The following is a 26,808-nucleotide window of genomic DNA, read 5'->3' on the forward strand; positions in this document are numbered from 1 at the left end:
CCTAGCCTTGTCAACCCCCTAACTGGATTATTTATGAACAAATCTTTCACAGCCTCAAATTCGCCTCTTAACATTCATTAATATCAAGTTTTCCTAAGGTAAAAATGCGATTTCATCAATAGAAAACTGTTGACGTAAACGTAATACTGCACAAATACATCTATTTTTAAACATTTAAATTCAATCAATTATATCAAGCATGTCGTAATGCCTTTAGATTAAGCTATGTAAAGCCACTTTCGAGGCCAACAAACCGCAAGCGATATCCATCAACAATTTGGCGTAAATTCCTCTCCAAATGGCTGTTCATCACATCAACAAAAAGCTGTGCGATATCTAACATAAGCAACTTCAAATTATCGCCAGCGCCCCAAAAGCACGTTATTATGCGCGCACATTCCGAACCGGAGGCGATATGAAGATCACCCAACACAGCGCGGTAACCATTCATTACCGTTTATCAGATCAAGACGGCAGACTTTTAGAAGACTCTTTTGATGCCGAACCTATGCTCTATCTGCACGGTGCAGAAAACCTGATCCCAGGATTAGAAGCTGCATTAGAAGGTAAAACCAAGGGCGAAACACTGGATGTGACTATTAGTGCCGAAGAAGCCTACGGTCCTTACCACGATGGTCTGCGTCAAGCTGTGCCATTAGAAGCATTCGGTGATATCGAAGATATCGTTCCTGGTATGCGCTTTATTGCCGAGACAGAAATGGGTCAACGCCCAGTGCAAGTTGTCGAAGTCAAAGATGATGTAGTCATCGTTGATGGCAACCATCCTTTAGCGGGACAAGCACTGAGCTTCTACATTGAAATTATCGATGTTCGCGCTGCAACTGCAGAAGAAGTTGCCCATGGCCATATCCATGCCCACGGCGGATGTGGTAGCCATGGACACAGCCATGATCATGACCACGGCGGCGGATGCTGTGGTGGTTCAAGCCAAGATGCGGGTAGCTGTTGTGGCGGTTCTGATGATCATGGTCATCATCACCATGACCACGATCATGAAGCATGCGACACACCCAAAACAGGTTGTGATGGCAATGGCGGTTGCGGTTGCCGCGGCTAATTTAGGTCGTAACGCCTAAAGCTCACTAACCCGAGCAAGATAATGAAGCACTTCCTTACATAAGGAGGTGCTTTTTTTATCCACAAATGTTTATAATCCAAAGGTAAACACGGAAGTTTTAGATAGATTTAGCATTTTTAACTGGAATATTAGGGTTTTAAACCTATTTCGATATCATGCGACGGAGTGCATATGTTAACAAAACCGGTATATGAAGCTTTACCTTATGGTTATATGGCATTAGGCATCACAAGCTTTATGCTGCTCGAACCCAATTATGCTTTGATTGCTGCAGCAGTCATCTTTGTGCTTGGCGCAAGAATTTACACTATGCGCTCCCAAAACCGTCGTACCGACCCTATCAAACGTAGGAAATCAGGCGGGATCCCTAAGATGATTTATGACCTATTACCCTTCCTATACTTGCTCGGTGCATTGTCGATCTTTAAGTTTTTACCCGAAAAGTTTTACCCATTATTAGCCATATTACTCTTAAGCTACAGCTTCTACATTCTGGTAAGACGTACGCTTTATCGTCGTCATAAATTGCCTGTCACCCCAATGTTTTAGGCTATTAAGGATAAAGGCACCACAGCGACCTTATTTGATGAGCTGTTGAATTTTTTCTCTATGGCTAGGTGCCATATTCTTTAAATAGTTTGAACAGCGTGTGATCGTGGCGATGCTGACCTCGTATTCCGCCGCGATTTGCCGCTGGCTCATCTCACCATCGAGTAATAATTGAAATACCTTTAATCGTCCCGCGATCGCACTGCGCTCTTCTTCTGTCAGCAATAAATGGAACAACACTGAGAGTTCTTCATAGTTTCCATGGCTCAATATTTTCTCTAAAACTAAGTCCCAATTGGCTCGCATAATCGCCCCAGTAGCATTGTTTAAGCATTACAACGGCAGTTTAGCAGATTTACTCAACCAACAAATAACTTGTTACGTTTATCCCTCCTGCCTAGACAAAAACTGACAAAAATGCTTCTAGTACATTGAGTTAATTTGTGTACAATAGGAGCGCAATGTCACACTTCGACGCTAATTTGTGAGAATACGATGAAAAAATTACTCCTGACTCTCGTTGCCGGTACCTTATTGGCTTCAACTGCACAAGCACACAATTTTGAAGATGCGAAAGACGCGATTGAATATCGCCAATCTGCATTTGGCCTGATTGCTTATAACTTTGGCGATATGGGCGCAATGATGAAAGGCAAGAAACCTTTCGAAGCTGAAACCTTCGCAATGCGCGCCAACAATGTCGCCGCTCTTTCGCACATTCCTTTCGAAGGCTTTATTGAAGGTTCAGATAAAGGCGATACCGAAGCGCTAGCCAAAGTATGGCAAGATAAGGCTGACTTCGACGCTAAGATGAAAACCTTCCAAGAAAATGCCGCTATTTTAGCGACTGTGGCTCAAAAAGGTGACCAAGCTGAAATCAAGCAAGCCTTTATGAACACTGGCAAGAGCTGTAAAGGCTGTCACGACGTGTACAAAAAAGACTAATTACGCGTTGTAATGTCTAATAAAAAAGCCTGCTACATGCAGGCTTTTTTTATGTTCAGCATTGGCTAGAGCACTTGTACTATGGGCCACATCAAATAGGTAAACACCACTCCAGCGATGATTAACAGCACGATTAAGGCCAACCAGTGTGATTTAAACACCAACTGAGTTTCAGATTCGGCGTGCTCAACCTTAGACACCCGTTTATAACCGCTGAGCATGGCTCCCACTAATTTGTCACCTTTAAGCGCGTGTACAACGACAGCCAACACATGCACGGCACTCAAGGCTAAGATGAGGTTGAAATTCATTTTATGCAACCAAGTGAGAAACGAAGCAGTATCAGCACTCACATAGCGGTACAGTGGACCTTCGGTAAACACATCATCGGTAGCAAAGAGTCCAGTGATTAGCTGTAAGCTAATAATGGCAATCAACACAATCACCATATAACCGCCCATCGGGTTATGCCCTAAAACCACTGACACGCCCTTTGCGCGAACATCTTTCAAATATTCAAACACCACCTTGGGATGATGCACGAAGTGACTAAACCTCGCAGTATCACTGCCAATCAAGCCCCATAAAAGCCGAAAGCCAATCAAAATCAACAAACTATAAGCAAAGATCTGGTGCCATTGCATTTCGCCCACTTCGGCACTCCACCAGAGTAAGGCCATGAGGGCCACCATGCCCCAGTGAAAAAAGCGTGTGGGTAAATCCCAGACTTTAACTTTGATATGTTCGGTTTCCATAATACCTGCCACTCGACTGAGCAATGAAATAAGTGAAGGTATTTTATCGGGATCTAATGAAAAACTTAAAGTAAAGATAGGTAAATGATGGGAAAGACTGCGTAGTTATCCCATCAAATATGGCCTGTTCCGATAACCAATTCAAGCCTTTTCGACCAAGAATCCTCGAGATTTGTCTAAGCGATCAAATAACCAACGAACAGAACTGAACGGGGTAAAAAATGTGATTTAGATCTCGTTTTTAAGGGTGTAGATTGGTAATCTGAAATCGAAGGAAACAAATAGAAGGTGCAACATATGCTAAAGATTACGAGCAAACAACTAGAAGTCACTGCCCCAATCCGTGAACGCATTGAAAGCCGTTTTGACAAACTTTCTAGGCACGATGTGCAGTTGATTAATCCCCATGTCATCATCACAGAGGAGAAACCTGGTTTCAAAATTGAAGCATCGGTTGGCATCCCAAATGGAGAACTTTTTGCTCAAGCAAAACACGACAATCTTTATGCAGCCATTACGGCCATGGGTCAAAAATTAGAGAAACAACTCAATCGATTAACCCATAAACCTGAAGCACAACGTTTCGCATCCATTGCTCATCCCGAAGACGCTGTTAATGTCGAGGATGATTACGAGGAGGAAGATGCAGCTTAAGTTACTCGATGTTAGTGCGAGACCACATCACTTCGAGAGCATAAAGTAGATAAGGTTTAATAGGTCACATTTTTAGCAAAAGTTTGATAGACCATCCTAATGGTCAGTAAAAAGAGTGTGAACCTTTAAATAACTACTACACTTTACTAAGTGACAGCAGAATCGAAGTGATGTGAATTTCAACTTAAAAGCGTTAAATATCACCATAAGAAGGAGTACGCCGCCACACTAAACTCTCAATCAAAAAAGTGACACAAGCAGTTACATTAAGACAGTCACATTAGGTCAGTCATATTAAGACGGCCACATAAATTCGGTAACGCTAAGCTGTAGTATTTATGCGTTCCCCCTCTGATTATCAAATGAGATGCGAGGTTACTAAAAAATAGAGACCGATAACCAACAACTAACGATAAACGCACTAATGGGTGTTAACACACGAGTCGATCATTAAGGAGTAACCTACTACATCGTATTGCCAATTTTAGTCTTACACACTCTTTGAGCCCAAATGTAACAATCAAGAGGAGGACGTCAGCAATAGAGCCACATAGGTACCATGAAAGACCACTTTAGGTGAATTAGCTTCTTAACAGTCAAACAATATGAGGAGGTTAATAGCGTTATCGGTAATATGAGCAAGTGGGCATATTACAAATTGTGAGTAAAAAAGAATTTAGATAACACGGAACAAGGCGAGCTGCTTAACAGCAAAATACCCAGTACCTTTTTGAGTACTAATATCGGCCAGATCCCTTTATTTATATTCTAAAGTGTAATCGTAAGTGAAAATGTAAGTTAAAATTGTAAGTTGAAAGTGAGTTAACCTGCTGAATAAACAAAATCTAATGCAATATGTGTTGTTTATTCACAAAACGTCAATAAATCCTTTAATAACAATGCTCAATAACCTAGGAGGAATAGTTTGTTTGACCAGTCTTTCAACCAGCGCACCTTCGGGTGCGCTTTGCTTTTATATCCCGAAAACCCATAGTCGTTTAACCATTAGTCTTAGCCTTAAGCGAGTACTTAAGCTGTGCACATTTGGCACAGTAACGGCTTAAGCCAACCCCTGTCCCCGCTGCTCAATCTCCCGCGAAAAACCCCGAAGCTAAACGTTAACCCCGCTTGAGTTTTAGTGTAGACTTACCCGTTCGTCTATAACTTTAAGCAAGGCATTGAAATCATGACTCAAGCGCTGTTTTATTTACTGCCGCCGATGGGCGTGAACACGGCCCTTAATGACATGTATCAATTGGCTTGCCGTCTAGCCCAACAGGGATTTATAAACCAGCAGCAGGTCTATATTCACTGTCAGGACAAGAACATCGCCTTCGAAATCGACGAGTTACTATGGCAGTTTGAACCCAGTGCATTTGTCCCCCATAACCTCAAAGGTGAAGGCCCCACCACAGGCTCACCCGTTGAAATCGGTTTTGACAGACTCGGCCCAAACAAAAGTCGCCAACTTCTGATTAATCTTGCAGACCAAGTACCTCCGTTTGCGGTAAACTTTGGTCAAATCTTCGATTTTGTGGCTAATGACGACCAACATAAAGCGATAGCACGTGAACGCTACCGCCAATATCGTGGCTTAGGGATTGAATTAACAACCCAAAATTTAGCAACACATCCACTTAATTTAGCTTGAGACAGATACGTTCCCATGGAAAAAACATACGATCCTCAGTCCATTGAGCAGACTCTTTACCAAAACTGGGAAGAGCAAGGTTACTTTAAGCCCCACGGCGATGCCTCACAAGGCAACTATTGCATCATGATCCCGCCACCTAACGTGACGGGCAGCTTGCACATGGGCCACGCTTTCCAAGATACCATCATGGATACACTGATCCGCTACCAACGTATGAAGGGTAAAAACACCCTGTGGCAAGTCGGTACTGACCATGCGGGTATTGCGACTCAAATGCTGGTTGAGCGTAAGCTTGAAGCCGAAGAAGGCAAGAGCCGTCATGACCTTGGCCGCGATGCTTTCATGGAAAAAGTATGGGAATGGAAAGCGCAATCTGGCGGCACCATCACTAAGCAGCTACGTCGTATGGGCGCCTCTGTGGATTGGGACCGTGAGCGCTTCACTATGGACGAAGGCTTGTCTAAAGCCGTTCAAGAAGTGTTTGTCCGTCTCTATGAAGATGATTTGATTTACCGTGGTAAACGCTTAGTGAACTGGGATCCTAAGCTACACACCGCGATTTCAGATCTCGAAGTGGAAAACAAAGAAAAGCAAGGCCACATGTGGCATCTGCGTTATCCATTAGCCGATGGCGAGCTGACTGCCGACGGTAAAGATTACCTCGAAGTCGCCACCACGCGTCCAGAAACTATGCTGGGCGATAGCGCAGTTGCTGTTCATCCAGACGATGAGCGTTATCAAGCGCTGATCGGCAAATTTATTCTGCTGCCAATTGTTAATCGTCGCATCCCTATCGTTGCCGATGACTATGTAGACATGGAGTTTGGCACAGGCTGTGTGAAGATCACTCCTGCCCACGACTTTAACGACTATGAAGTCGGTAAACGTCACAAACTTCCTATGTTCAACGTGTTGACCTTAGATGCAGCCATTCGTGCATCCGCTGAAGTCGTCAATACCGATGGCACCATCAACACTAGCTTAGATGGTAGCCTGCCAGAGCGTTTCGCAGGCCTTGATCGTTTCAAAGCTCGTGATGCTATCGTGGCCGAATTTGAAACCTTAGGTCTGCTCGAAAAAATCGCGCCACACGGCCTAAAAGTGCCCTACGGTGACCGCTCTGGCGTAGTAATCGAACCTATGCTGACCGACCAATGGTACGTCGCCGTTGCACCTATGGCGAAAACCGCTATCGAAGCCGTTGAAAATGGCGATATTAAGTTCGTGCCGCAGCAATACGAAAACATGTACTTCTCTTGGATGCGCGACATTCAAGATTGGTGTATCTCTCGCCAATTATGGTGGGGTCACCGCATCCCTGCTTGGTACGATGCTAACGGTAAGGTTTATGTTGGCCGCAACGAAGCCGAAGTGCGTGCTAAGCACAATATCGATGATGCTATCGCCCTGCGCCAAGATGAAGACGTACTCGATACTTGGTTCAGCTCTGCCCTATGGACATTCTCGACCTTAGGCTGGCCTGACAATGTTGAAGATTTAAAAACCTTCCACCCGACCGATGTGTTGGTGACAGGTTTTGACATCATCTTCTTCTGGGTTGCCCGTATGATCATGATGACCATGCACTTCATCAAAGATGAAGACGGCAAGCCACAGGTACCATTCAAAACCGTTTATGTGACTGGTCTTATCCGCGACGAAGCGGGTAACAAGATGTCAAAATCTAAGGGCAACGTACTTGACCCGCTAGATATGATCGACGGTATCGATCTTGAAGCCCTCGTTGAAAAACGTACCGGCAATATGATGCAGCCACAACTGGCCGCCAAGATTGAAAAGAGCACTCGTAAAGAGTTCGAAAATGGTATCGAAGCCCACGGTACCGATGCCCTGCGCTTTACCCTAGCGGCAATGGCCTCAACTGGCCGTGATATCAACTGGGACATGAAGCGCTTAGACGGTTACCGCAGCTTCTGTAACAAACTTTGGAACGCGTCACGCTACGTGCTGATGAATACCGAAGGCCAAGATTGCGGCCCTAACTCACCGGATTACCAAGGCGGCGAGATGGAACTGTCATTGGCGGATCGCTGGATTATCGGTTTATTCAACCAAACCGTAAAAACCTACGACGACCACATGGCAAACTACCGCTTCGACCTTGCAGCGAACACGCTCTACGAGTTCACTTGGAACCAGTTCTGCGATTGGTACTTAGAGTTAACTAAGCCAGTACTGCAAAACGGCAATGAAGCACAAATGCGCGGCACCCGCCATACGTTGGTCAATGTGTTAGAAGCAATGCAACGTCTGATGCACCCAATGATGCCATATATCACTGAAACCATCTGGCAACGCGTTAAACCACTGACTGGCGCCCAAGGCGACACCATCATGCTGGCACCATTCCCAAGCTATGATGCAGCCAAAGTAGATGCGACCGCGATGGCCGACCTCGAGTGGGTTAAGCAAGTGATTGTTGCAGTACGTAATATCCGTGCAGAGCTCAATATCGCGCCTTCTAAGCCATTAAATGCCCTATTGCGTGGTGTGAGTGCCCAAGACCAAGCCCGTGTTGAAGCTAACCAAGCCTTCTTCACAACGCTTGCGCGCTTAGAGAGTATGACGATTCTTGGCGAAGGTGAAACGGCGCCTATGTCGACCACAGGTCTGATTGGCGAAATGGAATTATTGATTCCGATGGCAGGTCTGGTGGATGTGGCTGCTGAAATGGCTCGCATCGACAAGCAGCTTGAGAAGCTGACTCAAGAGATTGCTCGTATCGAGGGTAAATTATCGAATGAAGGCTTCGTGGCGAAAGCACCGCCAGCCGTCATTGATAAAGAGCGCGCTAAGATGGCCGATCTGAGCCGCGATATGGATAAACTAAAAGAGCAAAAAGCCGAGTTTGCTAAGTTAGAAGCCTAATCACGGCATCTACGCTAAAAAGGGCTGTATTTTACAGCCCTTTTTATTTCCCCCCTAACCCGTCCTAAATTGCTCCATCCTAAATCGCGTTAACACTCTTCAAACCACTATCAGGACTCGCCCCTAAGACGCAAAGTCACTCATCAATCCCTTGTTCCATGTTTATCTCTCCGTCACTCTCTTACTGCCCATCTTGCAAGTCAACATACCCCTTACAGCTATCTCTTTATCAGGCTCCAAACAGCAAGCCAGCGCGATAAGCATTACCACTTAAGACATAGGTACTGAATTAACCATAACGAGGCGTAAGAGGCGTATTATCAAGGCGCTAAAGCATGGGAAGAGATAAGGATTGAAGCGATATTATGCAGAAAAATTCCATTAAAAAAGCCCTGCAATTGCTTGCAGGGCTTATCTAAATCTAACTAAGTAGATGGTGCGCGTGGAAGGATTCGAACCTCCGACCGCCTGGTTCGTAGCCAGGTACTCTATCCAGCTGAGCTACACGCGCTTAAATACTGGGTAAGTTGCTACCTTACCGACAGACTTGAGTCTAGAAGAAGCACTTAAGTCTCGCAAATTAAATCTATTCACTAGGAATAGAATGGCGGAGAAGGAGGGATTCGAACCCTCGATGGGAGATAAAGCCCATACTCCCTTAGCAGGGGAGCGCCTTCGGCCACTCGGCCACCTCTCCGCAAAATCTGCATTTGTAAGCTAATGCTTACTAAAATGGTGCGCGTGGAAGGATTCGAACCTCCGACCGCCTGGTTCGTAGCCAGGTACTCTATCCAGCTGAGCTACACGCGCTTAAAATACTTACTTGAAGCACTGATTACAAAATTTCGTCTGAAATTCAAACCTGATGAGTTAAACATAACTAATGCAGAGATGGTGCGCATGGAAGGAGTCGAACCTCCGACCGCCTGGTTCGTAGCCAGGTACTCTATCCAGCTGAGCTACATGCGCGACTTGTATCTATCTTGCTTCAATAAAATGGTGCGCGTGGAAGGATTCGAACCTCCGACCGCCTGGTTCGTAGCCAGGTACTCTATCCAGCTGAGCTACACGCGCACTTTTATCGGTAAGAAATGGCGGAGAAGGAGGGATTCGAACCCTCGATGGGAGATAAAGCCCATACTCCCTTAGCAGGGGAGCGCCTTCGGCCACTCGGCCACCTCTCCGTTTTCTTGGCGCACATATTACTGTTTGACGAAAATAAGTCAAACCCTTTTTCTGAAACAACTTCTGTTTGAAGCGTTTTTAATCACATTGCTGTTATATCAATCCAATGTGTTGATTTGCGCCAATCTTTCGGTTCAAAAAATAAAAAAGCCAGTTAAAAAACTGACTCTTCTATGTCGTTAATACTCGCCTAAACGCCGTATTAAAAGTTACCACCTTCTGAAGGTGTACCTGATTTTTCAGATTGAATGCGTTGGTAGATCTCTTCACGGTGGACAGAAACCTCTTTCGGTGCATTCACACCAATACGCACTTGATTGCCTTTTACCCCTAGCACTGTAACTGTGACTTCATCACCAATCATCAGTGTTTCGCCAACACGACGAGTCAAAATCAGCATTCGATAGCTCCTTTATGTCTTAATTCAGCTTACACACGGCACTCATCCGGTAGATGGGCATATTATAGGGTCAGCTGAGTACAAATTAATAGTATTCAATACTCAAACAGTTATTTAATTACACCTTATTTAGCTCAAAGGCGTGATGTAACGCCCGAACCGCCTTGTGCAAGTCCCTTTCATCGATCACAGTTGACAATTTACTCTCCGATGTCGAAAGTAACTTAGCATGGATTGTTTCATTACCCAATACATCTAACATCTTAGTCAATAATCCAACTTTTGCCTGTAAACCTTTGCCAACTAAAGACACTTTTGCACGTTGGCGCTCAACAATCAATTGGCCTAGATCAAGACTTTCGCTTAAAAGCTCTAGCTCGTGCAATAAAATATCGACCTTGGCTTCGGCCAGCATAAAACTGACACATTCGGCTGCTGAGGTTTCATTGAGCTTGAGCGGGGTAATAAACTCAACATCGATCTCAAGCCGTGCCAAGCAGGCTAACAGGGCTTGATAATGCTCACTGCTAGTAAACAACCCTTTTATGGTTAAGGTCGCGAGCGCCTTATTAATTGCAATACCTTGCACGGATGCGGCCATCGCCAGCTCTGATTCATCACCAAATTGGATCAATGTCCCATGGCCCGCCTCAAAGCTCGACAAGACACGCAGTGGCACTTTAAAACGTTGTGCGTATTCAACCGAATCGGGATGCAACACCTTAGCGCCGAGTTTAGCCATTTCTAGCATCACATCAAAACCAATCACATCGAGGCGTCTAGCACTGCTGTCGATATTCGGATCGGTAGTAAAGACACCAGGCACATCGGTAAAGATTTGGCATTCATCGGCTTTTAACGCCGCAGCGAGTGCCACTGCTGTAGTATCTGAGCCACCGCGTCCTAAGGTTGTCACATCACCATTGGGATCGATACCTTGAAAGCCAGCCACAATCGGCACAATGCCGTCGTTTAGTAAGGAGGTCAAGTATGTCGTATCGACACGCTCAATACTCGCCCGACCAAACTGACTGTTTGTATGAATTTGGACTTGATCGCCAGTCAGGGATCTCGCGTTTATGCCGCGACGTTGTAACGCCATCGCCATTAACGCAATACTGATTTGCTCTCCCGTCGAGACCAGCATATCGAGTTCCCGCGCACTCGCGCGGGGATCGATTTGCGCCGCAAGCGCAAATAGTCTGTTGGTCTCCCCTGCCATCGCAGAAAGTACCAAGACCTGCAGCTCACCATTGTGAGCGGACTTTGCAATTTGCTCGGCAACCACTTCGATGCGTTCAATCGAACCCACCGAAGTGCCACCAAACTTCTTCACAAAAAGCTTGCTACCACTAAGCTTTCGTTTTTCGAGCACAGCAACCTCTTAAGCTAAACGCTCAGTAATCCAAGGTAATACTTGAGACAGTGCCGCATCCAGATTTTCTGGTTGGCTACCACCCGCTTGGGCCATATCAGGGCGACCACCGCCTTTACCACCCACCTGCGCAGCAACCATAGCAACCAGTTCACCGGCCTTCACTTTAGCGACTAAGTCATTGCTCACGCCCGCGATAAGGTTCACTTTGCCTTCTTGAGCCACACCGAGCAGGATAACGGCGGATTTCAGCTTTTGCTTTAACTCATCTTGCAGGCCACGCAGTGCACCTGCTTCAACGCCTTCAAGTTTCTTAATCAGCACATTTACGCCATTAACTACAACTGCATCACCGGCTAAATCCGCACTCGCAGCCGCAGCTAACTTATCTTTCAGTTGCTGCATATCTTTTTCAAGCTGCTTCATTTTATCCAGCTGCGCTTTCAGCTTGGCCACAACGGATTGGGTATCGCCTTTAAGCAGAGCTGCTGCTTCTTCAAGTTGCGCTTGTTGCTGTGCCACATAGGCCATCGCCGCAGCGCCGGTTACCGCTTCAATACGGCGAACGCCCGCAGCGATACCGCCTTCAGAGGTAATTTTGAACAGACCAATGTCACCGGTACGGCCAACGTGAGTACCACCACACAGCTCGATAGAGAAATCGCCCATAGTGACAACACGCACCTCGGCATCATATTTCTCACCAAAGAGCGCCATAGCGCCTTTTTCTTTGGCTTCATCAATCGCCATTTCAGCGACTTTCAGCTCATGGTTACGGCGAATTTGGGTGTTGACTAACTCTTCAACCTGCTTCAATTCAGCAGGCTTGACCGCTTCGAAATGAGAGAAGTCGAAACGTAAACGCTCAGGGTCAACTAACGAACCTTTTTGAGTAACGTGAGTGCCCAACACTTGACGCAGTGCGGCGTGTAATAAGTGAGTTACAGAGTGGTTTAACTGAGTACGGTGACGCAGTTTCTTATCCACTTTGGCTTCAATGGCTTGACCAACACTGATAGTGCCAGCTGTTAATGTGCCCTTATGACCAGAGGCTTGACCGAATTTTTGGGTGTCGTTTACAACGAACTCAACACCTTCGGCTACCAGAACACCTTTATCGCCAACCTGACCACCTGATTCTGCGTAGAATGGCGTCACATCGAGCACCACTACGGCATCGTCACCCGCATTGATTGCAGGCACTGACTCACCGTTTAGGTAAAGTGCTGTGACTTTGGCATTACCAGTAAGTTCTGAGTAACCACAGAATGCGGTTTCAGCATCAATTTTCAGTGCTGCGTTGTAATCAGCGCCAAAGTTACCCGCGGCTTGAGCGCGGCTACGTTGTTCAGCCATCGCGACTTCGAAGCCCGCTTCGTCGACGATAATGTTGCGCTCACGGCATACGTCAGCGGTTAAATCCACAGGGAAGCCGTAGGTATCGTACAGTTTGAAGACAGTCTCACCGTCTAAGGTGTCGCCCTGCAATTCGTTTAACGCGCTATCCAGAATACCTAAACCACGCTCAAGCGTACGGGCAAACTGCTCTTCTTCGGCTTTAAGGGCTTTTTCAACAATCACTTGGGTATCGGCAAGACCTTTAGCAGCATCGCCCATCACTTCAATTAACGTCGGAACTAACTTGTAGAAGAAGGCTTCGGTTGCCCCTAACTTGTTACCATGACGCACGGCACGGCGAATAATACGACGCAGTACATAGCCACGACCTTCGTTCGATGGCATCACACCATCGGCAACTAAGAAGGCGCATGAACGGATATGGTCGGCAATAACGCGCAGTGACTTGTTAGATAAATCAGTCACACCGATGATTTCGGCCGCTTTGGCAATCAAGGCGCGGAAAATATCGATTTCGTAGTTTGAATGCACACCTTGCATAATCGCAGCGATACGCTCGATACCCATACCAGTATCAACAGAGGGTTTTGGCAGCGGCAACATTTCACCAGACGCTTGGCGATTGTATTGCATGAATACGATGTTCCAGATTTCAATGAAACGGTCGCCATCTTCTTCTGGGCTACCAGGACGTCCGCCCCAGATATGATCGCCGTGATCATAGAAAATTTCGGTACAAGGGCCACAAGGACCTGTGTCACCCATTTGCCAGAAGTTATCTGAAGCGTATGGCGCGCCCTTGTTATCGCCAATACGAATGATGTTTTCAGCGGCAACACCAATCTTTTTATTCCAAATTTCAAAGGCTTCATCGTCTGTTTGGTACACAGTCACACACAGACGCTCCTTTGGCAGCTTCAAGACTTCGGTCAGGAAGGTCCAACCAAAGTGAATCGCATCTTCTTTGAAGTAATCACCAAAGCTGAAGTTACCCAGCATTTCGAAGAAAGTATGGTGACGCGCGGTGTAACCAACGTTATCTAAATCGTTGTGTTTACCACCCGCACGGACGCAGCGTTGGGCAGTGGTCGCACGTGTATAGCTACGTTTGTCCATGCCAAGAAACACGTCCTTGAACTGGTTCATACCGGCGTTGGTGAATAAAAGCGTGGGATCGTTGCCTGGTACAAGAGAACTACTGTCCACAACTTGGTGACCATTGCTGCGGAAAAATTCGAGGAAAGCACTTCTAAGCGCTGCTGTCGTTTGATACATGAAATCGTCCTGAATTGGGTAAGCATGACCAGCTACACCATAAGGTAGCCGTATTTCTATTTGCCCAGCATTATAAGCAGACTGAGGAAAGACGACCAGCCTTGAATAGCGATATAGGCTTAGGAATCTCATATTTTCGGTGAGTTTGCCGCTAAGACATGGCTTATCACAAAAGCCAAGCGCTAAAGAGGAGTCGATAAGCCGGATCAGCACGTCGGCCGAACGAAAAAGACAATGACCAGACAAGCCAAGGGCTACGAGTTTATGCCATGACGTTAGTCATCATTATCTGCCAAAGGGTCGTAATCTAAAGCGTAGGAGACTTGTTCGTAATTAAAGCCTTGGCTCAGTAAAAACCGCACCCGTTTGGCTTTTTCTTTTGCCACTAACTCCCGGGATTGCGAGCCTTTAATCTCGGTGACTTTAGGGGTTACATATTTTTTGATGGCTTTGACTTTGGCTAGCTCAAACCAATCATGCTCATTGGCAGATAAGGCAGCTTCGATACAATCCTTTGAAAGCCCTTTTTGAGCAATGGCTTGGCGAATACGTATAGGCCCATGGCCACGGGCAATATGGCTGCGAACAAGAAGCTCGGCATAACGCTTATCATTGATAAATCCTGATGCTTCACAATCATCGAGCACGGGATCGATATCAACGACCTCAAAGCCTTTTTCGAGCAGTTTGGAGCGGATTTCTTGGCGGGAATAGTCGCGGCGCGCTAACAGCGCGACCGCGATTTGACGGGCTGACTGGCTCAGAATACTTCGCCTGTTTCGAAATCAACATTGCCTTCGCTGTTTTCATCATCAGATGAAGATGAAGACATCGCACTTGGGTTACTCAGCAGTAACTCACGCAGTGTTTTATCGATTTCAGCGGCAATTGCTGGGTTTTCAGTCAGATATTTACCGGCATTTGCACGACCCTGACCAATCTTGTCACCCTTGTAGCTGTACCATGCACCGGCTTTTTCGATCAGTTTATGGGCCACACCTAAATCGACTAATTCACCGGTACGGTTGATACCTTGACCGTAAAGAATTTGGAACTCAGCTTGCTTAAATGGTGCAGCAACCTTGTTTTTAACCACTTTAACGCGCGTCTCGTTACCTACCACTTCATCGCCTTCTTTGATAGCACCAGTACGGCGAATATCGAGACGAACAGAAGCGTAGAACTTCAGCGCGTTACCGCCCGTTGTGGTTTCTGGGTTACCAAACATCACACCAATCTTCATACGAATTTGGTTGATGAAGATTAACAGTGTATTCGATTGCTTGAGGTTACCCGCGAGCTTACGCATCGCTTGGCTCATCATACGCGCCGCTAGGCCCATGTGTGAGTCACCAATTTCACCTTCAATTTCCGCTTTGGGTGTTAATGCCGCAACCGAGTCAACGATGATCACATCTACCGCGCCAGAACGAGTCAACGCATCACAGATCTCAAGGGCTTGTTCGCCGGTATCGGGTTGTGAACACAGTAAGTTATCGATATCTACGCCTAACTTTTTAGCATAAATAGGGTCTAGCGCGTGCTCGGCGTCGATAAAGGCACAGGTTTTACCTTCGCGCTGAGCAGCGGCAATCACTTCTAATGTCAGCGTCGTTTTACCTGATGATTCGGGACCATAGATCTCAACGATACGTCCCATTGGTAAACCGCCAGCCCCTAAGGCGACGTCAAGGGAAAGTGAACCAGTAGAAATAGTCTCAACATCCATAGAGCGGTCTTCGCCCAGCTTCATGATGGAGCCTTTACCAAATTGCTTTTCAATTTGGCTCAATACCGCAGCAAGTGCTTTCTCTTTGTTTGGATCGACCTTCATTCCTGTTCCCTCATCAAGACAGTATCAGTACTGTCAAAAGTGATATTCAATTTAATAAAGCGGGTAATACAAAAAGCGAGGCTCTTTGTCATAATCTGCTGACTAGTATACTGTACAATCATACAGTATCAAGACCTGTGAATGATTTATTTTTCAGTCAGAAAATTTTCCCGTTGAGACAAGCTTTTACCGACTCGTGCTGCAGATTTGTCAGGATATCAGTGAATATCCATGGTTTAAGGGTCAATTTTCAGAAAATTATTGCTAAGATTGGCGTCAATTTATTTTAGACAGTAATAGTACACATCCACTGATTTTTATCCCATTACTGTACGACTTATTTTCCCGCTTTGGGCCGGCATAACGGACGAAAACGATTTAATGAATCCTATAGATACCGATGATTTAGAAAAACATACCCCCATGATGCGTCAATATTTGACCATGAAAGCAGAGCATCACGACATGCTGCTGTTTTATCGTATGGGTGACTTCTATGAACTCTTCTATGATGACGCAAAACGAGCCTCAGAATTATTGGGCATTTCCCTTACGGCCCGTGGCAAAAGTGGTGGCGATCCTATCCCGATGGCGGGTATCCCTTACCATGCGGTTGAAGGCTATCTAGCCAAATTGGTTCAAATTGGTCAATCGGTCGCGATCTGTGAGCAGATTGGCGACCCTGCTACCTCAAAAGGCCCGGTTGAGCGAAAAGTGGTGCGCATTGTCACCCCAGGTACTTTGACCGACGAAGCGCTATTGCAGGAGAGACAAGACAATCTGTTAGCCGCGGTTTACCAAGGTAAAGTTGGTTTTGGCTACGCGACCCTCGATGTGTCTTCCGGCCGCTTCGTGATTGCCGAATTAGAAACGAAGGAGTCCCTCGAAGCCGAGCTGCAACGTACTAATCCGGTCGAAATTCTCTATAGCGAAGATTTTGGCGCGATGGAGTTATTGCATCATTTTAAAGGCAAGCGTCGCCGCCCCGAGTGGGAGTTTGATTACGATACCAGCATTAAACTGCTGCTGGCTCAATTTGGCACTAAGGATTTGCACGGCTTTGGGATTACCGATGCAAGGCTTTCGCTGCAAGCGGCTGGCTGCTTAATGCAATATGTGAAAGACACCCAGCGCACTGCCCTGCCCCATATCAATGCCATTACCCGTTTCAATCAAACCGATACGATTGTCTTGGATGCAGCAACGCGCCGTAATCTCGAGCTGACACAAAATTTGAGTGGTGGTCGAGATAACACCCTAGCAGCCGTGCTCGACAACACAGCCACTGCGATGGGCAGCCGGATGTTGCAACGCTGGATCCATCAGCCGCTAAGAGACCATGCGCAGATTTTTGCTCGCCAAACGGCCGTGAATGAATTACTCGAGAGCACGGCCCATGAATCATTGCATGAGCAACTTAAAGCCCTAGGCGATATCGAACGTATCATGGCAAGGCTTGCACTGCGTACCGCACGTCCAAGGGATTTTGCCCGTCTACGCCAAGCATTAAACCTATTGCCTCGGTTGCAGCAGTCACTCGCGCAGCTAAATGCGCCACATACGGTGAAACTAGGCCAACTCTTAGGTGAATTTCCCGAAGAGCAACAGCTGCTTGAGCGCGCCATTGTCGATAACCCGCCCATGCTTATCCGTGATGGCGGCGTGATCCGCGAAGGCTACAATGCCGAGTTAGATGAATGGCGTGGCTTAAGTGAAGGAGCCACAGATTATCTAGTTCAGCTCGAGGCACGTGAAAAAGAGCGTACCGGCATTGCCACACTGAAGGTTGGCTACAACCGAGTCCATGGCTACTATATCGAAGTCAGCCGCCTGCAATCACAGCAAGTGCCATTAAATTACCAGCGCCGTCAAACCCTTAAGAATATGGAGCGTTACATCACGCCTGAACTTAAGGAATACGAAGAAAAAGTGCTGTCGAGCCAAGGTAAGGCGCTCGCCCTTGAAAAACAACTTTGGGACGAATTGTTTGATTTAATCCTCCCCAAGTTGCATGAGCTACAAGCCTTTGCCAGAGCGGCGGCCGAACTCGATGTACTGAGTAACTTTGCCGAACGTGCCGAAACCTTAGGCTATACCTGCCCAGAACTGAGCAGCGAAATCGGAGTAAAAATCGAAGCGGGTCGCCACCCTGTGGTTGAGCGTGTGAGTCAAACGCCTTTTATCGCCAACCCTGTCACCCTGCACAATCAACGCCGGATGTTAATTGTTACCGGTCCAAACATGGGCGGTAAATCAACCTACATGCGCCAAGTGGCGCTTATCACCCTAATGGCCCATATTGGCTGCTTTGTGCCAGCAGAACGCGCCATCATTGGCCCTATCGATCGGATTTTTACTCGGATTGGCGCCTCTGACGATCTCGCCTCTGGCCGTTCAACCTTTATGGTGGAAATGACTGAAACGGCAAATATCCTCCATAATGCGACCGCACAAAGTTTAGTCTTGATGGATGAAATTGGCCGTGGCACCTCCACCTACGATGGCCTGTCATTAGCTTGGTCCGCAGCGGAATATTTAGCGCAGCAAGTCGGCGCAATGACGCTGTTTGCGACCCATTATTTCGAGTTAACACAATTACCGGAACTCATGGCTGGCGTCTATAACGTGCATCTCGATGCGATTGAGCACGAAGACACCATCGCCTTTATGCATGCGGTGCAAGAAGGTGCGGCCAGTAAGAGTTATGGCTTACAGGTTGCGGCCCTTGCCGGGGTGCCAGCTCGGGTGATTAAGGCGGCAAAACACAAGTTACATCAGCTTGAGAGCCGCGATCATCAAGTGGAAGGCGCTAATGTTAACGGCACTAGGGCACCGATCCAAACCCTGCTCGCCCTGCCTGAGCCAGTGGAGAATCCCGCCGTCAGCAAATTAAAAGCCATCAATCCCGATAACCTGACCCCAAAACAGGCGCTGGATTTACTCTACGAGCTAAAACGCTTGAGTTAACACATAGAGTGAAAAACGTGCAATAGCATAAACGTGAAAGCATAAAAAAACGCCCTGAATATTGGGCGTTTTTTATGACTTGTTGAACTGGTTTAAGGCTAAATGTCGAAACCTTAATCTCTAACCTTTAGTCTCTTAACTTTTCTCTCTGAACCTTAATTTCTAAGCCTAATTTATAAACTTTAGTCTCTAAACCTTAGTTTCTAAAAAGTGCCTCTACGGAGAGACCTTGAGCGCCCAGCAAATCACGTAGGCGTTTTAGGGCTTCCACTTGAATTTGGCGAACACGTTCACGGGTGAGGCCAATTTCAGCACCGACGTCTTCAAGGGTTGAGGGTTCATAACCTAACAAACCAAAGCGGCGCGCTAACACTTCTCTTTGCTTGGTATTGAGTTCGTTAAGCCATTTCACCACTGAGTTTGAAATGTCTTCATCTTGTACTTTGTAGTCTGGGCCTACGTTGTCGTCATCGGCAAGCACATCGAGTAACGCCTTGTCGTTATCGCCACCTAAGGGGATATCGACAGAGGTGATCTTCTCGTTGAGCTTCAGCATACGGCTAACGTCAACACTGGATACTTGCAGTTTCTCGGCAATTTCTTCTGCCGTAGGTTCGTGGTCAAGTTTTTGCGCTAATTCCCGAGCCGTACGTAAATACACGTTGAGTTCTTTTACAACATGGATTGGCAAGCGAATCGTGCGGGTTTGATTCATGATGGCACGTTCAATCGTTTGTCTGATCCACCAAGTCGCATAGGTTGAGAAACGGAAGCCTCTTTCTGGGTCGAATTTTTCCACCGCACGGATCAAGCCAAGATTACCCTCTTCGATTAAATCCAGCAGCGCTAGGCCGCGATTATTGTAACGACGGGCAATTTTAACCACGAGTCGCAGGTTACTCTCAATCATGCGATTACGGGATTTTTCGCAGCCTTTTAAGGCCTTACGGGAAAAGTAAACTTCTTCTTCTGCGCTAAGCAGTGGGGAAAACCCTATTTCACCTAAATAGAGCTGGGTGGCATCAAGATTTTTTTGCAGGTCATCTTGAACCTGTTGTTCGAGTCCTAGTTCTTGAACTAAATCAGCGGCAATATCCTCTTTATCGAGATCAAACTCTGCGGTATCTACGGAAAAATCTACTAGTTCTTCTGCGGCAGTGCTATTTATGCGGCTCATGATCAAATCTCCCAAACCTAATGTAAACTGCTTGAATTACTGCAATTTTTTATCCTCCATGCCAACAAGGCCCTAAACAATCATTGCTTAGGTAAATAGTTAAGTGGGTTAACAGACTGACCGTGGTAACGGATCTCGAAGCGAAGCATTACCTGATTAGTACCTGTACTGCCCATTTTTGCAACTGTCTGTCCAGCGAGGACATGTTGCTTTTCTTCGACTAAGATCTGATCTGCATGAGCATAGGCACTAAGGTAATCGTCACTATGTTTAATAATCACTAAATTACCATAACCCCTAAGAGCACTACCTGCGTATACCACCCGCCCATCTGCAGCGGCTTTAATGATATCTCCGCGTTTTCCTGCGATCTTAATTCCTTTATTTCCCTGCTCATTGGCAGAGTATGTCCCAATCAATTTACCTCTTACTGGCCATTGCCACTGACTGACACTGTCTGGCAGTGTTGATGTCGGGGCGACGATCGAAGGGTTAATATTTTGTTGAGAGCTTGTTGCAGAATACGCAGGCTTGGCTTTCTGATCAAGTGTTTTTTTCTGCTGTTCACTTGACAAGTTTTTCGCGGAAGAATTGTTACTAGCTGATTGTTTATCAAGAGAATTAGCTTTGTTTTGCCCTTTAGACGCTGAATTACTTCCACCTAAAGTTGTAGAAGCTTTGCCATTTTGCCCGCGATCATTCGTTAAATATAAAATCTGTCCAGGGTAGATGGTGTACGATTTATCTAATTGATTAATTTTAGCAATTTCGGCGAAATCTTTACCTGCAGCCCAAGAGATCGAGTAAAGGGTGTCACCTTTCTTAACTTTATATGAATTAGATTTAATGTGGCCTTTGTTATGTTTGGAATAACTGTGGGAGAGACTTTCGACAGGTGCGGGGCGACTCGCCTGAAAGCTACAGCCCGCAAGCAACAACACTAAACTGAGGTTTAAGAGTAAACCCGCATTCAACAATAAAAACTCCTCTTTAGGGCTATCTTACTGTTTTACTTAATTATAAAGGTCAAGTATTTAACGAAGTGACCTAAAGCTAAAAACTTAAGCGCATAACTTAAGCGAGCTCGCCATTGACCAAGGGAACAAATTTGACGGTTTCTATCACTTCGGAACTAAAACGGTCCGAGCGGCGAGTAAAGCGCATCAATTGCTGCGTCTCTTCACCAACGGGGATGATCAGCACGCCCCCTTCGGCTAGCTGGGACAATAAGGCTTCGGGAACCTTGGCCGCTGCCGCCGTGACCATAATGCCATCAAAGGGGCTGCGATTCGGCCAGCCCTGCCAGCCATCGCCATATTTAAATGACACATTATGCAGATCGAGTCGCTTTAATCTTTGCCTCGCTTGGATCTGTAACCCTTTGATACGCTCAATGGTGCACAGTTCTGGCACTAATTGCGCGAGGATTGCCGCTTGGTAGCCAGAGCCCGTTCCCACCTCAAGTACCTTTTGCGGCTGATGTTGCAGCAGTAACTCTGTCATACGCGCGACGATATAAGGCTGAGAAATGGTTTGTCCTTGACCTATGGGCAAGGCGGTATTTTCGTAGGCTTTATGGGCCAGCGCGTTATCAAGAAACAGTTCGCGCGGGGTATGGGATATTGCCTTAAGAACGGCTGGATGGCGGATCCCCGCCTCCTGAAGCTTTTTAGCTAAATTCACCGCCGATGTTAAGGCAACTCGAGTCATATTTTATCTACCCAATCTTGCAATACCGATAATTGTCTATACGCAGTCAAGTCCACGGTTAAGGGAGTGATCGACACATAACCATGGGCTACCGCATGGAAGTCCGTTCCTTCACTCGCATCTTGTTCAACACCCGGTGGGCCAAGCCAGAAAATTTCTCGTCCCGCAGGATCTTGGGTTCGCACTATGCCTTCGGCCTTATGCCGCGCACCCAGGCGCGTCACCCTGATCCCTTTAATCTCATTGAGCGGTAAATCGGGCACATTGATATTGAGGATCTGATCGCTCGCAATCGGGTGCGCTAACAGCCCTTGCACGATCCGCCGAGCATACACAGCCGCGGTGTGATAATGCTTTAATGCCTTACCATTAAGCGAAATCGCAACGGCGGGGAAACCTAAAAAACGCCCCTCCATCGCCGCCGCTACTGTACCCGAATATAAAGTGTCATCCCCCATATTCGCGCCAGCATTAATGCCCGATACCACCATATCCGGCTCACCATCACAAAGCTCACGTATGGCTAAGTGAACGCAATCAGTAGGTGTACCGTGAACCGAAATATAACCATTATCTAACCTATTAATTCTTAATGGGTTAGTCAAGGTTAAAGAGTTACTTGCGCCGGAACAATTACGATCGGGCGCAACTGTCATCACTGTGGCGATTTCGGCAAGCGCCTCGGTTAACGCTCTGATCCCCGGCGCATTCACACCATCATCATTACTGACTAAGATGCGGATCATAAAGCTGACTCGCCCTTATCGGTTGTAATGGCCTCTGCTGAATCGGTTTCTGATGCTGTGTTTGTTTCAGCAGCATTCGCATCAGGCGAGACTGTCGCTTGCCATTGCAGCTCTTTCACATCTTGATAATCCACCAGCTCTCTTAACAGCGATGTCGCAAAGCTGCCTGCTGGTAAGATAAATTCGAGCACTAATCCATCCGCAGTTTGCTCGTATTTAAGGCCTTGAGGTTCGAGCAGCAATGGACGGCGCTCCTGCTCAAGCCCCGCATGCTCAAGGCCATAGCAATCTTCGCTCAGCTCTGCCATGGCAAGGGTTTCAACCTCGGCGGCTTCGCCCTGCGGCAGCATTTTCCCGCGCCCCCAAAGTGGCGCAGAAAGCTGAATATCTTTCTCAATTAAGCGCTTTAATACTACTAAGTCCCATTCAGGCGTGACGAAAAAGCTCTTACTGCCCGCCAGCATCACGCAATCCCCCGCTAAGGGTTTAGTGCCATGATTCGCCAAACGATAGGAGACGACAGTATTGAACAGATTGGAGCGCACCGCAGACAGGTACATGCTGCGCTTATTACGGTCTTTCACCTTTTTACCCGCCAGCATTTGCCGTCCCATCACCAGGTTTTTACCATCGTGACCGAAACGCTGCTCACCGAAATAGTTAGGCACACCAATTTGGCTGACTTTTTCGATGCGGCTGATAATATCTTCCACGTTTGTAACATTGCGCAGGGTAAGAATAAAACGGTTGCCCAAGAGCGCGCCAATACGCAGTTTTTTGCTGTGGCGACTACTGGATAATATGGTTAAACGCTCGCTGTTTAGCTCGTTCCACGCCGGGGTTTCTTTACCTGGGATACGAATGCCAAACCACTGTTCTGTGATGGCATTTTTATCTTTTTGTCCGGCATAGGTCACTTCTTTGGGATGAACCTTAGCGAACTTCGCCAGCATTTCAGCCACTTGCACCGTATTCAGCCCATCCTTACGAATGTGGACTAAATGATGCTCGCCCTCGCCCGACGGGCTAAAAGGCAAAATCTCTTTCACGATAAAGTCGCTGTTTACGGTTCTTAAATCGGCGGTGGCCGTCGGTTTGCCGTACAGGTAATGTAGTTCGCTCATGGGTCTTTCTTATCTCTTAAAGTTTCAGGCTATTGGCGGCTGAGTAATACGACGGCTTCGACCGCAATGCCTTCTTTACGGCCGGTAAAGCCGAGTTTTTCTGTGGTGGTGGCCTTAACGTTGATATCGGCAATGTCAGCATTAAGATCGGCCGCCAACACTTGGCGCATATCCTCGATATGCGGCGCCATCTTAGGTGCCTGAGCAATGATAGTGACATCCAGATTACCCAGCTCAAATCCCTTCGCCCGCGCTAACGCATAACAGTGTCGCAGCAAGACGCGGCTGTCGGCGCCCTTATAGGCGGCATCGGTATCGGGGAAATGTTTACCAATATCCCCAAGGGCCATCGCCCCTAGAATGGCATCGGAGATGGCATGCAACACCACATCACCGTCGGAATGAGCCACCAACCCAGTTTCGTAAGGGACTTCGACCCCACATAAAATTAACGGGCGCGCTTCACCAAATTTATGGACATCAAAACCATGGCCGATTCGGATTTTCATTACTTATTTCCTAACGTATTTAATAGATTGCGCAATTCACTCTACTTGGCTTCAAGCATTCGCGCGCAGTAAAAAAAGCTCTGCCAACTCCAAATCATCGGGATGGGTGACTTTAATGTTATCCGCCCGCCCCGCGACTAAACCTGGGGAAATGCCCGCCCACTCCATCGCCGAGGCTTCATCGGTCACGACTGCCCCCGCGGCAAGCGCGGCTTTTAAATGTAATCGCAACAAGGAAGTTGGGAATAACTGCGGCGTCAACGCATGCCAGAGATTATCGCGGCAAACGGTCGAGCTAATTTCACCTAAGCTATTGGCGCGCTTCATGGTATCCCGCACAGGCATGGCTAAAATCGCCCCTTGGGGAAAGTGCACCCGCGATGCTAGCAATTTATCTATGTCTTGCGCCGTCAGGCAGGGTCTGGCCGCATCGTGAACTAAAGCCCAACCATTATCAGGCGCCTTATCAAGGGCCGCGAGTACAGAGTCGGCGCGCTCAGAGCCGCCAATAACAGTCACCAGCTTGGGATGCTTGGCCTGAGGCAACGCGGCAAACTCAGTATCCTCAGGGTGCAGCGCCACAATCACTTGGTTAATTTGCGGATGGGACAATAACTTATCTAAGGTATGAGCCAGAATGCTTTGTCCCAGCAAGGTTAAATATTGTTTGGGTTTGCCAGCGCCCATACGGCTACCAATCCCCGCGGCGGGCACAATCGCCACCACATGGTGCGAGAAAGGATCAATTTGAACTGCAACTTGGGTTTCGACCTGCGGCGCGGCTTCTAATACGGTATCCATAGGCGCTCCGTTACTGCGAGGGACTCGATACTGAACGGTCACCGCCCACCACGCGATAGAAGGTTTCGCCTTCTTTCACCATGCCTAGCTCGTTACGCGCCCGCTCTTCAATCGCTTCGGTACCGCTCTTAAGGTCGATAATTTCCTCTTTAAGCACTTGATTACGCTCATTGAGTTTTGCATTACCTTCTTGCTGAGCCGCGATCTGTTTTTGCAGAACAAAGTATTCGGGCAGGCTATTATCACCCGACCACAGCCGATATTGCAGCAAACCGAGAAGCACTATGAGTGCAATGACAAAGAATTTCATGGAGGAATTAGCGTCAGTATCTTGAATTAAAAAAATATACTGCAGATAGTACAACAAAAAAGGCCACCAAGTGGTGGCCTTTTTACATCAGACGACTAAATTACGCCTGACCTTTGATTTCTTTCAAACCGCGGTATGGCGCTTTTTCACCTAATTGCTCTTCGATACGCAGCAATTGGTTGTATTTAGCAACACGGTCAGAACGGCACAGTGAACCGGTCTTGATTTGGCCAGCCGCAGTACCTACCGCTAAATCAGCGATAGTCGCGTCTTCAGTTTCACCGCTACGGTGTGAAATCACCGCAGTGTAACCCGCCGCTTTTGCCATACGGATAGCCGCTAAGGTTTCAGTTAATGAACCGATTTGGTTGAACTTGATCAGGATTGAGTTAGCGATGCCGTTCTCGATACCACGGGTTAAGATCTTAGTGTTAGTTACGAATAAATCGTCGCCCACTAATTGGATCTTGTCACCCATGATCTTAGTTTGGTATGCCCAACCATCCCAATCTGACTCGTCCAGACCGTCTTCAATCGAGACGATTGGATATTGCTCAGTCAGTGATTTCAGGAAGTCAGAGAAACCGTTTGAATCGAATACTTTGCCTTCGCCAGACAGGTCATATTTACCGTCTTTGTAGAACTCAGAAGCAGCGCAGTCTAATGCCAGAGTCACGTCGGTACCCAGCTTGTAACCTGCTAATTCAACGGCTTCTTTGATTACCGCTAATGCATCAGCGTTAGAAGACAGGTTAGGTGCGAAACCACCTTCGTCACCCACAGAAGTGCTTAAACCTTTACCGTGCAGTACTTTCTTCAGGGTGTGGAAAATCTCAGCGCCCATACGTAAGGCTTCGCGGAAGTTTTTCGCGCCAACAGGTTGAACCATGAACTCTTGGATATCAACGTTGTTATCAGCGTGCTCACCACCGTTAAGGATGTTCATCATAGGTACTGGCATAGCGTATTGGCCAGGAGTGCCGTTTAATTCCGCAATGTGAGCGTATAGAGGCATGCCTTTGAATGCTGCAGCCGCTTTAGCCGCCGCTAAAGACACAGCCAGAATCGCGTTAGCGCCTAACTTGTCTTTGTTTTCAGTGCCGTCTAAGTCGATCATGATTTGATCAAGCTCAGCCTGTGCAGTCGCATCTTTACCGATTAACGCCGCACGGATAGGACCGTTTACGTTAGCCACAGCCGTTAATACACCTTTACCTAAGTAACGGCTCTTGTCGCCATCACGCAGTTCCAGCGCTTCGCGGCTACCGGTAGAGGCACCAGATGGCGCAGCCGCCATACCGATAAAACCACCTTCTAAATGCACTTCGGCTTCAACTGTTGGGTTACCACGAGAATCCATAATCTCGCGACCAATCACGTTAATAATCTTAGCCATATTACCCTCGATTTAAGTTTAAAAGAGAAAAGAAAAAACCAATACCAATGGGAATTAACAGATGTAGAGTACGACCAAAATCTTTAAATTCCGTT

The 26,808-nt window shown here is 47.1% G+C and carries 23 protein-coding genes and 6 tRNA genes; 7 read left to right on the forward strand and 22 right to left on the reverse strand.

From position 1 onward, the window contains the following. Nucleotides 1-415 precede the first annotated feature (415 nt). Together B5P39_RS05760 and B5P39_RS05765 are read left to right on the forward strand one after the other, a co-directional pair. Nucleotides 416-1,078 (forward strand): FKBP-type peptidyl-prolyl cis-trans isomerase, encoded by a 663-nt coding sequence (locus B5P39_RS05760; RefSeq protein ID WP_088210799.1) that lies wholly within the window; start codon nucleotides 416-418, stop codon nucleotides 1,076-1,078. Nucleotides 1,079-1,270: 192 nt separating this feature from the next. Next, on the forward strand, nucleotides 1,271-1,648 hold the full coding sequence (locus B5P39_RS05765) for a hypothetical protein (RefSeq protein WP_011716233.1): 378 nt from the start codon (nucleotides 1,271-1,273) through the stop codon (nucleotides 1,646-1,648). A gap of 30 nt (nucleotides 1,649-1,678) precedes the next feature. Here the strand turns inward: B5P39_RS05765 and trpR are convergent, their stop codons facing one another. Further along, nucleotides 1,679-1,954: a trp operon repressor gene (gene trpR / locus B5P39_RS05770; protein ID WP_011621923.1), complete on the reverse strand. Its 276-nt coding sequence runs from the start codon at nucleotides 1,952-1,954 to the stop codon at nucleotides 1,679-1,681. A gap of 189 nt (nucleotides 1,955-2,143) precedes the next feature. Here trpR and B5P39_RS05775 point away from each other — a divergent pair, with 189 nt between their 5' ends. Continuing rightward, nucleotides 2,144-2,593, forward strand: coding sequence for a c-type cytochrome (locus tag B5P39_RS05775; RefSeq protein WP_011625579.1), 450 nt, complete (start codon nucleotides 2,144-2,146; stop codon nucleotides 2,591-2,593). Nucleotides 2,594-2,658: 65 nt separating this feature from the next. Here the strand turns inward: B5P39_RS05775 and B5P39_RS05780 are convergent, their stop codons facing one another. Beyond that, a complete protein-coding gene (locus tag B5P39_RS05780) occupies nucleotides 2,659-3,348 on the reverse strand; it encodes a cytochrome b/b6 domain-containing protein (protein ID WP_088210800.1) in 690 nt (229 codons plus the stop codon). Nucleotides 3,349-3,645: 297 nt separating this feature from the next. Between B5P39_RS05780 and hpf the strand changes: the two genes are divergently transcribed. From hpf to B5P39_RS05795, 3 genes are all read left to right on the forward strand, one after another. Next, nucleotides 3,646-4,002, forward strand: a complete 357-nt coding sequence (gene hpf / locus B5P39_RS05785) for a ribosome hibernation-promoting factor, HPF/YfiA family (RefSeq protein ID WP_011621920.1) — start codon at nucleotides 3,646-3,648, stop codon at nucleotides 4,000-4,002. Nucleotides 4,003-5,188: 1,186 nt separating this feature from the next. Further along, complete coding sequence (locus tag B5P39_RS05790; protein ID WP_011716230.1) at nucleotides 5,189-5,653, forward strand: DNA polymerase III subunit chi; 465 nt, start codon at nucleotides 5,189-5,191, stop codon at nucleotides 5,651-5,653. A 15-nt stretch (nucleotides 5,654-5,668) separates the two neighbouring features. Next, nucleotides 5,669-8,545, forward strand: coding sequence for a valine--tRNA ligase (locus B5P39_RS05795; protein ID WP_088210801.1), 2,877 nt, complete (start codon nucleotides 5,669-5,671; stop codon nucleotides 8,543-8,545). Nucleotides 8,546-8,979: 434 nt separating this feature from the next. On the opposite strand, the gene B5P39_RS05800 is transcribed toward B5P39_RS05795, so the two are convergent. The 11 genes from B5P39_RS05800 to recA all read right to left on the reverse strand — a co-directional run bounded on the left by B5P39_RS05800 (nucleotide 8,980) and on the right by recA (nucleotide 15,973). Beyond that, a tRNA-Arg gene (locus B5P39_RS05800) sits at nucleotides 8,980-9,056 on the reverse strand. Between the two features lie 94 nt (nucleotides 9,057-9,150). Next, a tRNA-Ser gene (locus B5P39_RS05805) sits at nucleotides 9,151-9,242 on the reverse strand. Between the two features lie 36 nt (nucleotides 9,243-9,278). Then, nucleotides 9,279-9,355 (reverse strand) — tRNA-Arg (locus B5P39_RS05810). 82 nt (nucleotides 9,356-9,437) lie between these two features. Further along, nucleotides 9,438-9,514 (reverse strand) — tRNA-Arg (locus B5P39_RS05815). A 28-nt stretch (nucleotides 9,515-9,542) separates the two neighbouring features. Next, a tRNA-Arg gene (locus tag B5P39_RS05820) sits at nucleotides 9,543-9,619 on the reverse strand. A gap of 18 nt (nucleotides 9,620-9,637) precedes the next feature. Further along, nucleotides 9,638-9,729, reverse strand: a tRNA-Ser gene (locus tag B5P39_RS05825). Between the two features lie 203 nt (nucleotides 9,730-9,932). Then, complete coding sequence (csrA, locus tag B5P39_RS05830) at nucleotides 9,933-10,130, reverse strand: carbon storage regulator CsrA (RefSeq protein WP_006082602.1); 198 nt, start codon at nucleotides 10,128-10,130, stop codon at nucleotides 9,933-9,935. A 118-nt stretch (nucleotides 10,131-10,248) separates the two neighbouring features. Then, on the reverse strand, nucleotides 10,249-11,505 hold the full coding sequence (locus B5P39_RS05835; protein ID WP_088210802.1) for an aspartate kinase: 1,257 nt from the start codon (nucleotides 11,503-11,505) through the stop codon (nucleotides 10,249-10,251). A 9-nt stretch (nucleotides 11,506-11,514) separates the two neighbouring features. Next, nucleotides 11,515-14,139, reverse strand: coding sequence for an alanine--tRNA ligase (gene alaS, locus B5P39_RS05840; protein WP_088210803.1), 2,625 nt, complete (start codon nucleotides 14,137-14,139; stop codon nucleotides 11,515-11,517). A gap of 275 nt (nucleotides 14,140-14,414) precedes the next feature. Further along, nucleotides 14,415-14,882 carry a regulatory protein RecX gene (locus B5P39_RS05845; RefSeq protein WP_441347609.1) on the reverse strand — a complete coding sequence of 156 codons (468 nt, stop codon included), beginning with the start codon at nucleotides 14,880-14,882 and terminating at the stop codon, nucleotides 14,415-14,417. A gap of 17 nt (nucleotides 14,883-14,899) precedes the next feature. Then, complete coding sequence (recA, locus tag B5P39_RS05850) at nucleotides 14,900-15,973, reverse strand: recombinase RecA (protein ID WP_011716225.1); 1,074 nt, start codon at nucleotides 15,971-15,973, stop codon at nucleotides 14,900-14,902. A gap of 381 nt (nucleotides 15,974-16,354) precedes the next feature. Between recA and mutS the strand changes: the two genes are divergently transcribed. Next, nucleotides 16,355-18,940, forward strand: coding sequence for a DNA mismatch repair protein MutS (gene mutS, locus B5P39_RS05855; RefSeq protein WP_088210805.1), 2,586 nt, complete (start codon nucleotides 16,355-16,357; stop codon nucleotides 18,938-18,940). Nucleotides 18,941-19,136: 196 nt separating this feature from the next. Here mutS and rpoS read toward each other — a convergent pair whose 3' ends face one another. The 9 genes from rpoS to eno all read right to left on the reverse strand — a co-directional run bounded on the left by rpoS (nucleotide 19,137) and on the right by eno (nucleotide 26,713). Next, entirely contained in the window at nucleotides 19,137-20,117 is a 981-nt protein-coding gene (rpoS, locus tag B5P39_RS05860) for an RNA polymerase sigma factor RpoS (RefSeq protein ID WP_011621912.1), read from the reverse strand. An 80-nt stretch (nucleotides 20,118-20,197) separates the two neighbouring features. Continuing rightward, nucleotides 20,198-21,094, reverse strand: coding sequence for a peptidoglycan DD-metalloendopeptidase family protein (locus tag B5P39_RS05865; RefSeq protein WP_088210806.1), 897 nt, complete (start codon nucleotides 21,092-21,094; stop codon nucleotides 20,198-20,200). Nucleotides 21,095-21,191: 97 nt separating this feature from the next. Then, nucleotides 21,192-21,827, reverse strand: a complete 636-nt coding sequence (locus B5P39_RS05870) for a protein-L-isoaspartate(D-aspartate) O-methyltransferase (RefSeq protein WP_011621910.1) — start codon at nucleotides 21,825-21,827, stop codon at nucleotides 21,192-21,194. Continuing rightward, nucleotides 21,824-22,573, reverse strand: coding sequence for a 5'/3'-nucleotidase SurE (gene surE / locus B5P39_RS05875; RefSeq protein ID WP_088210807.1), 750 nt, complete (start codon nucleotides 22,571-22,573; stop codon nucleotides 21,824-21,826). The genes B5P39_RS05870 and surE overlap by 4 nt, the downstream gene beginning before the upstream one ends. Further along, nucleotides 22,570-23,697 carry a tRNA pseudouridine(13) synthase TruD gene (truD, locus tag B5P39_RS05880; RefSeq protein ID WP_088210808.1) on the reverse strand — a complete coding sequence of 376 codons (1,128 nt, stop codon included), beginning with the start codon at nucleotides 23,695-23,697 and terminating at the stop codon, nucleotides 22,570-22,572. The genes surE and truD overlap by 4 nt, the downstream gene beginning before the upstream one ends. Before the next feature lie 29 nt (nucleotides 23,698-23,726). Next, nucleotides 23,727-24,206, reverse strand: coding sequence for a 2-C-methyl-D-erythritol 2,4-cyclodiphosphate synthase (gene ispF, locus B5P39_RS05885; RefSeq protein WP_011621907.1), 480 nt, complete (start codon nucleotides 24,204-24,206; stop codon nucleotides 23,727-23,729). Nucleotides 24,207-24,257: 51 nt separating this feature from the next. Then, a complete protein-coding gene (ispD, locus tag B5P39_RS05890; RefSeq protein ID WP_088210809.1) occupies nucleotides 24,258-25,007 on the reverse strand; it encodes a 2-C-methyl-D-erythritol 4-phosphate cytidylyltransferase in 750 nt (249 codons plus the stop codon). A gap of 10 nt (nucleotides 25,008-25,017) precedes the next feature. After that, the gene (gene ftsB / locus B5P39_RS05895; RefSeq protein ID WP_011625569.1) at nucleotides 25,018-25,317 is read right to left on the reverse strand and encodes a cell division protein FtsB; all 300 of its coding nucleotides are present in this window, start codon (nucleotides 25,315-25,317) and stop codon (nucleotides 25,018-25,020) included. Nucleotides 25,318-25,417: 100 nt separating this feature from the next. Next, nucleotides 25,418-26,713, reverse strand: a complete 1,296-nt coding sequence (eno, locus tag B5P39_RS05900; RefSeq protein ID WP_011621904.1) for a phosphopyruvate hydratase — start codon at nucleotides 26,711-26,713, stop codon at nucleotides 25,418-25,420. Nucleotides 26,714-26,808 lie beyond the last annotated feature (95 nt).

Source organism: Shewanella sp. Shew256 (assembly GCF_002196695.1).
Lineage (GTDB): Bacteria > Pseudomonadota > Gammaproteobacteria > Enterobacterales > Shewanellaceae > Shewanella > Shewanella mangrovisoli.

What these genes read in the sequence shown, in the direction of transcription:
- B5P39_RS05760 (WP_088210799.1), top strand. Translation starts at nt 416, where the DNA reads ATGAAGATCACCCAACACAGCGCGGTAACCATTCATTACCGTTTATCA.
- B5P39_RS05765 (WP_011716233.1), top strand. Translation starts at nt 1,271, where the DNA reads ATGTTAACAAAACCGGTATATGAAGCTTTACCTTATGGTTATATGGCA.
- trpR (WP_011621923.1), bottom strand. Translation starts at nt 1,954, where the DNA reads ATGCGAGCCAATTGGGACTTAGTTTTAGAGAAAATATTGAGCCATGGA.
- B5P39_RS05775 (WP_011625579.1), top strand. Translation starts at nt 2,144, where the DNA reads ATGAAAAAATTACTCCTGACTCTCGTTGCCGGTACCTTATTGGCTTCA.
- B5P39_RS05780 (WP_088210800.1), bottom strand. Translation starts at nt 3,348, where the DNA reads ATGGAAACCGAACATATCAAAGTTAAAGTCTGGGATTTACCCACACGC.
- hpf (WP_011621920.1), top strand. Translation starts at nt 3,646, where the DNA reads ATGCTAAAGATTACGAGCAAACAACTAGAAGTCACTGCCCCAATCCGT.
- B5P39_RS05790 (WP_011716230.1), top strand. Translation starts at nt 5,189, where the DNA reads ATGACTCAAGCGCTGTTTTATTTACTGCCGCCGATGGGCGTGAACACG.
- B5P39_RS05795 (WP_088210801.1), top strand. Translation starts at nt 5,669, where the DNA reads ATGGAAAAAACATACGATCCTCAGTCCATTGAGCAGACTCTTTACCAA.
- csrA (WP_006082602.1), bottom strand. Translation starts at nt 10,130, where the DNA reads ATGCTGATTTTGACTCGTCGTGTTGGCGAAACACTGATGATTGGTGAT.
- alaS (WP_088210803.1), bottom strand. Translation starts at nt 14,139, where the DNA reads ATGTATCAAACGACAGCAGCGCTTAGAAGTGCTTTCCTCGAATTTTTC.
- recA (WP_011716225.1), bottom strand. Translation starts at nt 15,973, where the DNA reads ATGAAGGTCGATCCAAACAAAGAGAAAGCACTTGCTGCGGTATTGAGC.
- mutS (WP_088210805.1), top strand. Translation starts at nt 16,355, where the DNA reads ATGAATCCTATAGATACCGATGATTTAGAAAAACATACCCCCATGATG.
- rpoS (WP_011621912.1), bottom strand. Translation starts at nt 20,117, where the DNA reads ATGAGCCGCATAAATAGCACTGCCGCAGAAGAACTAGTAGATTTTTCC.
- B5P39_RS05870 (WP_011621910.1), bottom strand. Translation starts at nt 21,827, where the DNA reads ATGACTCGAGTTGCCTTAACATCGGCGGTGAATTTAGCTAAAAAGCTT.
- surE (WP_088210807.1), bottom strand. Translation starts at nt 22,573, where the DNA reads ATGATCCGCATCTTAGTCAGTAATGATGATGGTGTGAATGCGCCGGGG.
- truD (WP_088210808.1), bottom strand. Translation starts at nt 23,697, where the DNA reads ATGAGCGAACTACATTACCTGTACGGCAAACCGACGGCCACCGCCGAT.
- ispF (WP_011621907.1), bottom strand. Translation starts at nt 24,206, where the DNA reads ATGAAAATCCGAATCGGCCATGGTTTTGATGTCCATAAATTTGGTGAA.
- ispD (WP_088210809.1), bottom strand. Translation starts at nt 25,007, where the DNA reads ATGGATACCGTATTAGAAGCCGCGCCGCAGGTCGAAACCCAAGTTGCA.
- ftsB (WP_011625569.1), bottom strand. Translation starts at nt 25,317, where the DNA reads ATGAAATTCTTTGTCATTGCACTCATAGTGCTTCTCGGTTTGCTGCAA.
- eno (WP_011621904.1), bottom strand. Translation starts at nt 26,713, where the DNA reads ATGGCTAAGATTATTAACGTGATTGGTCGCGAGATTATGGATTCTCGT.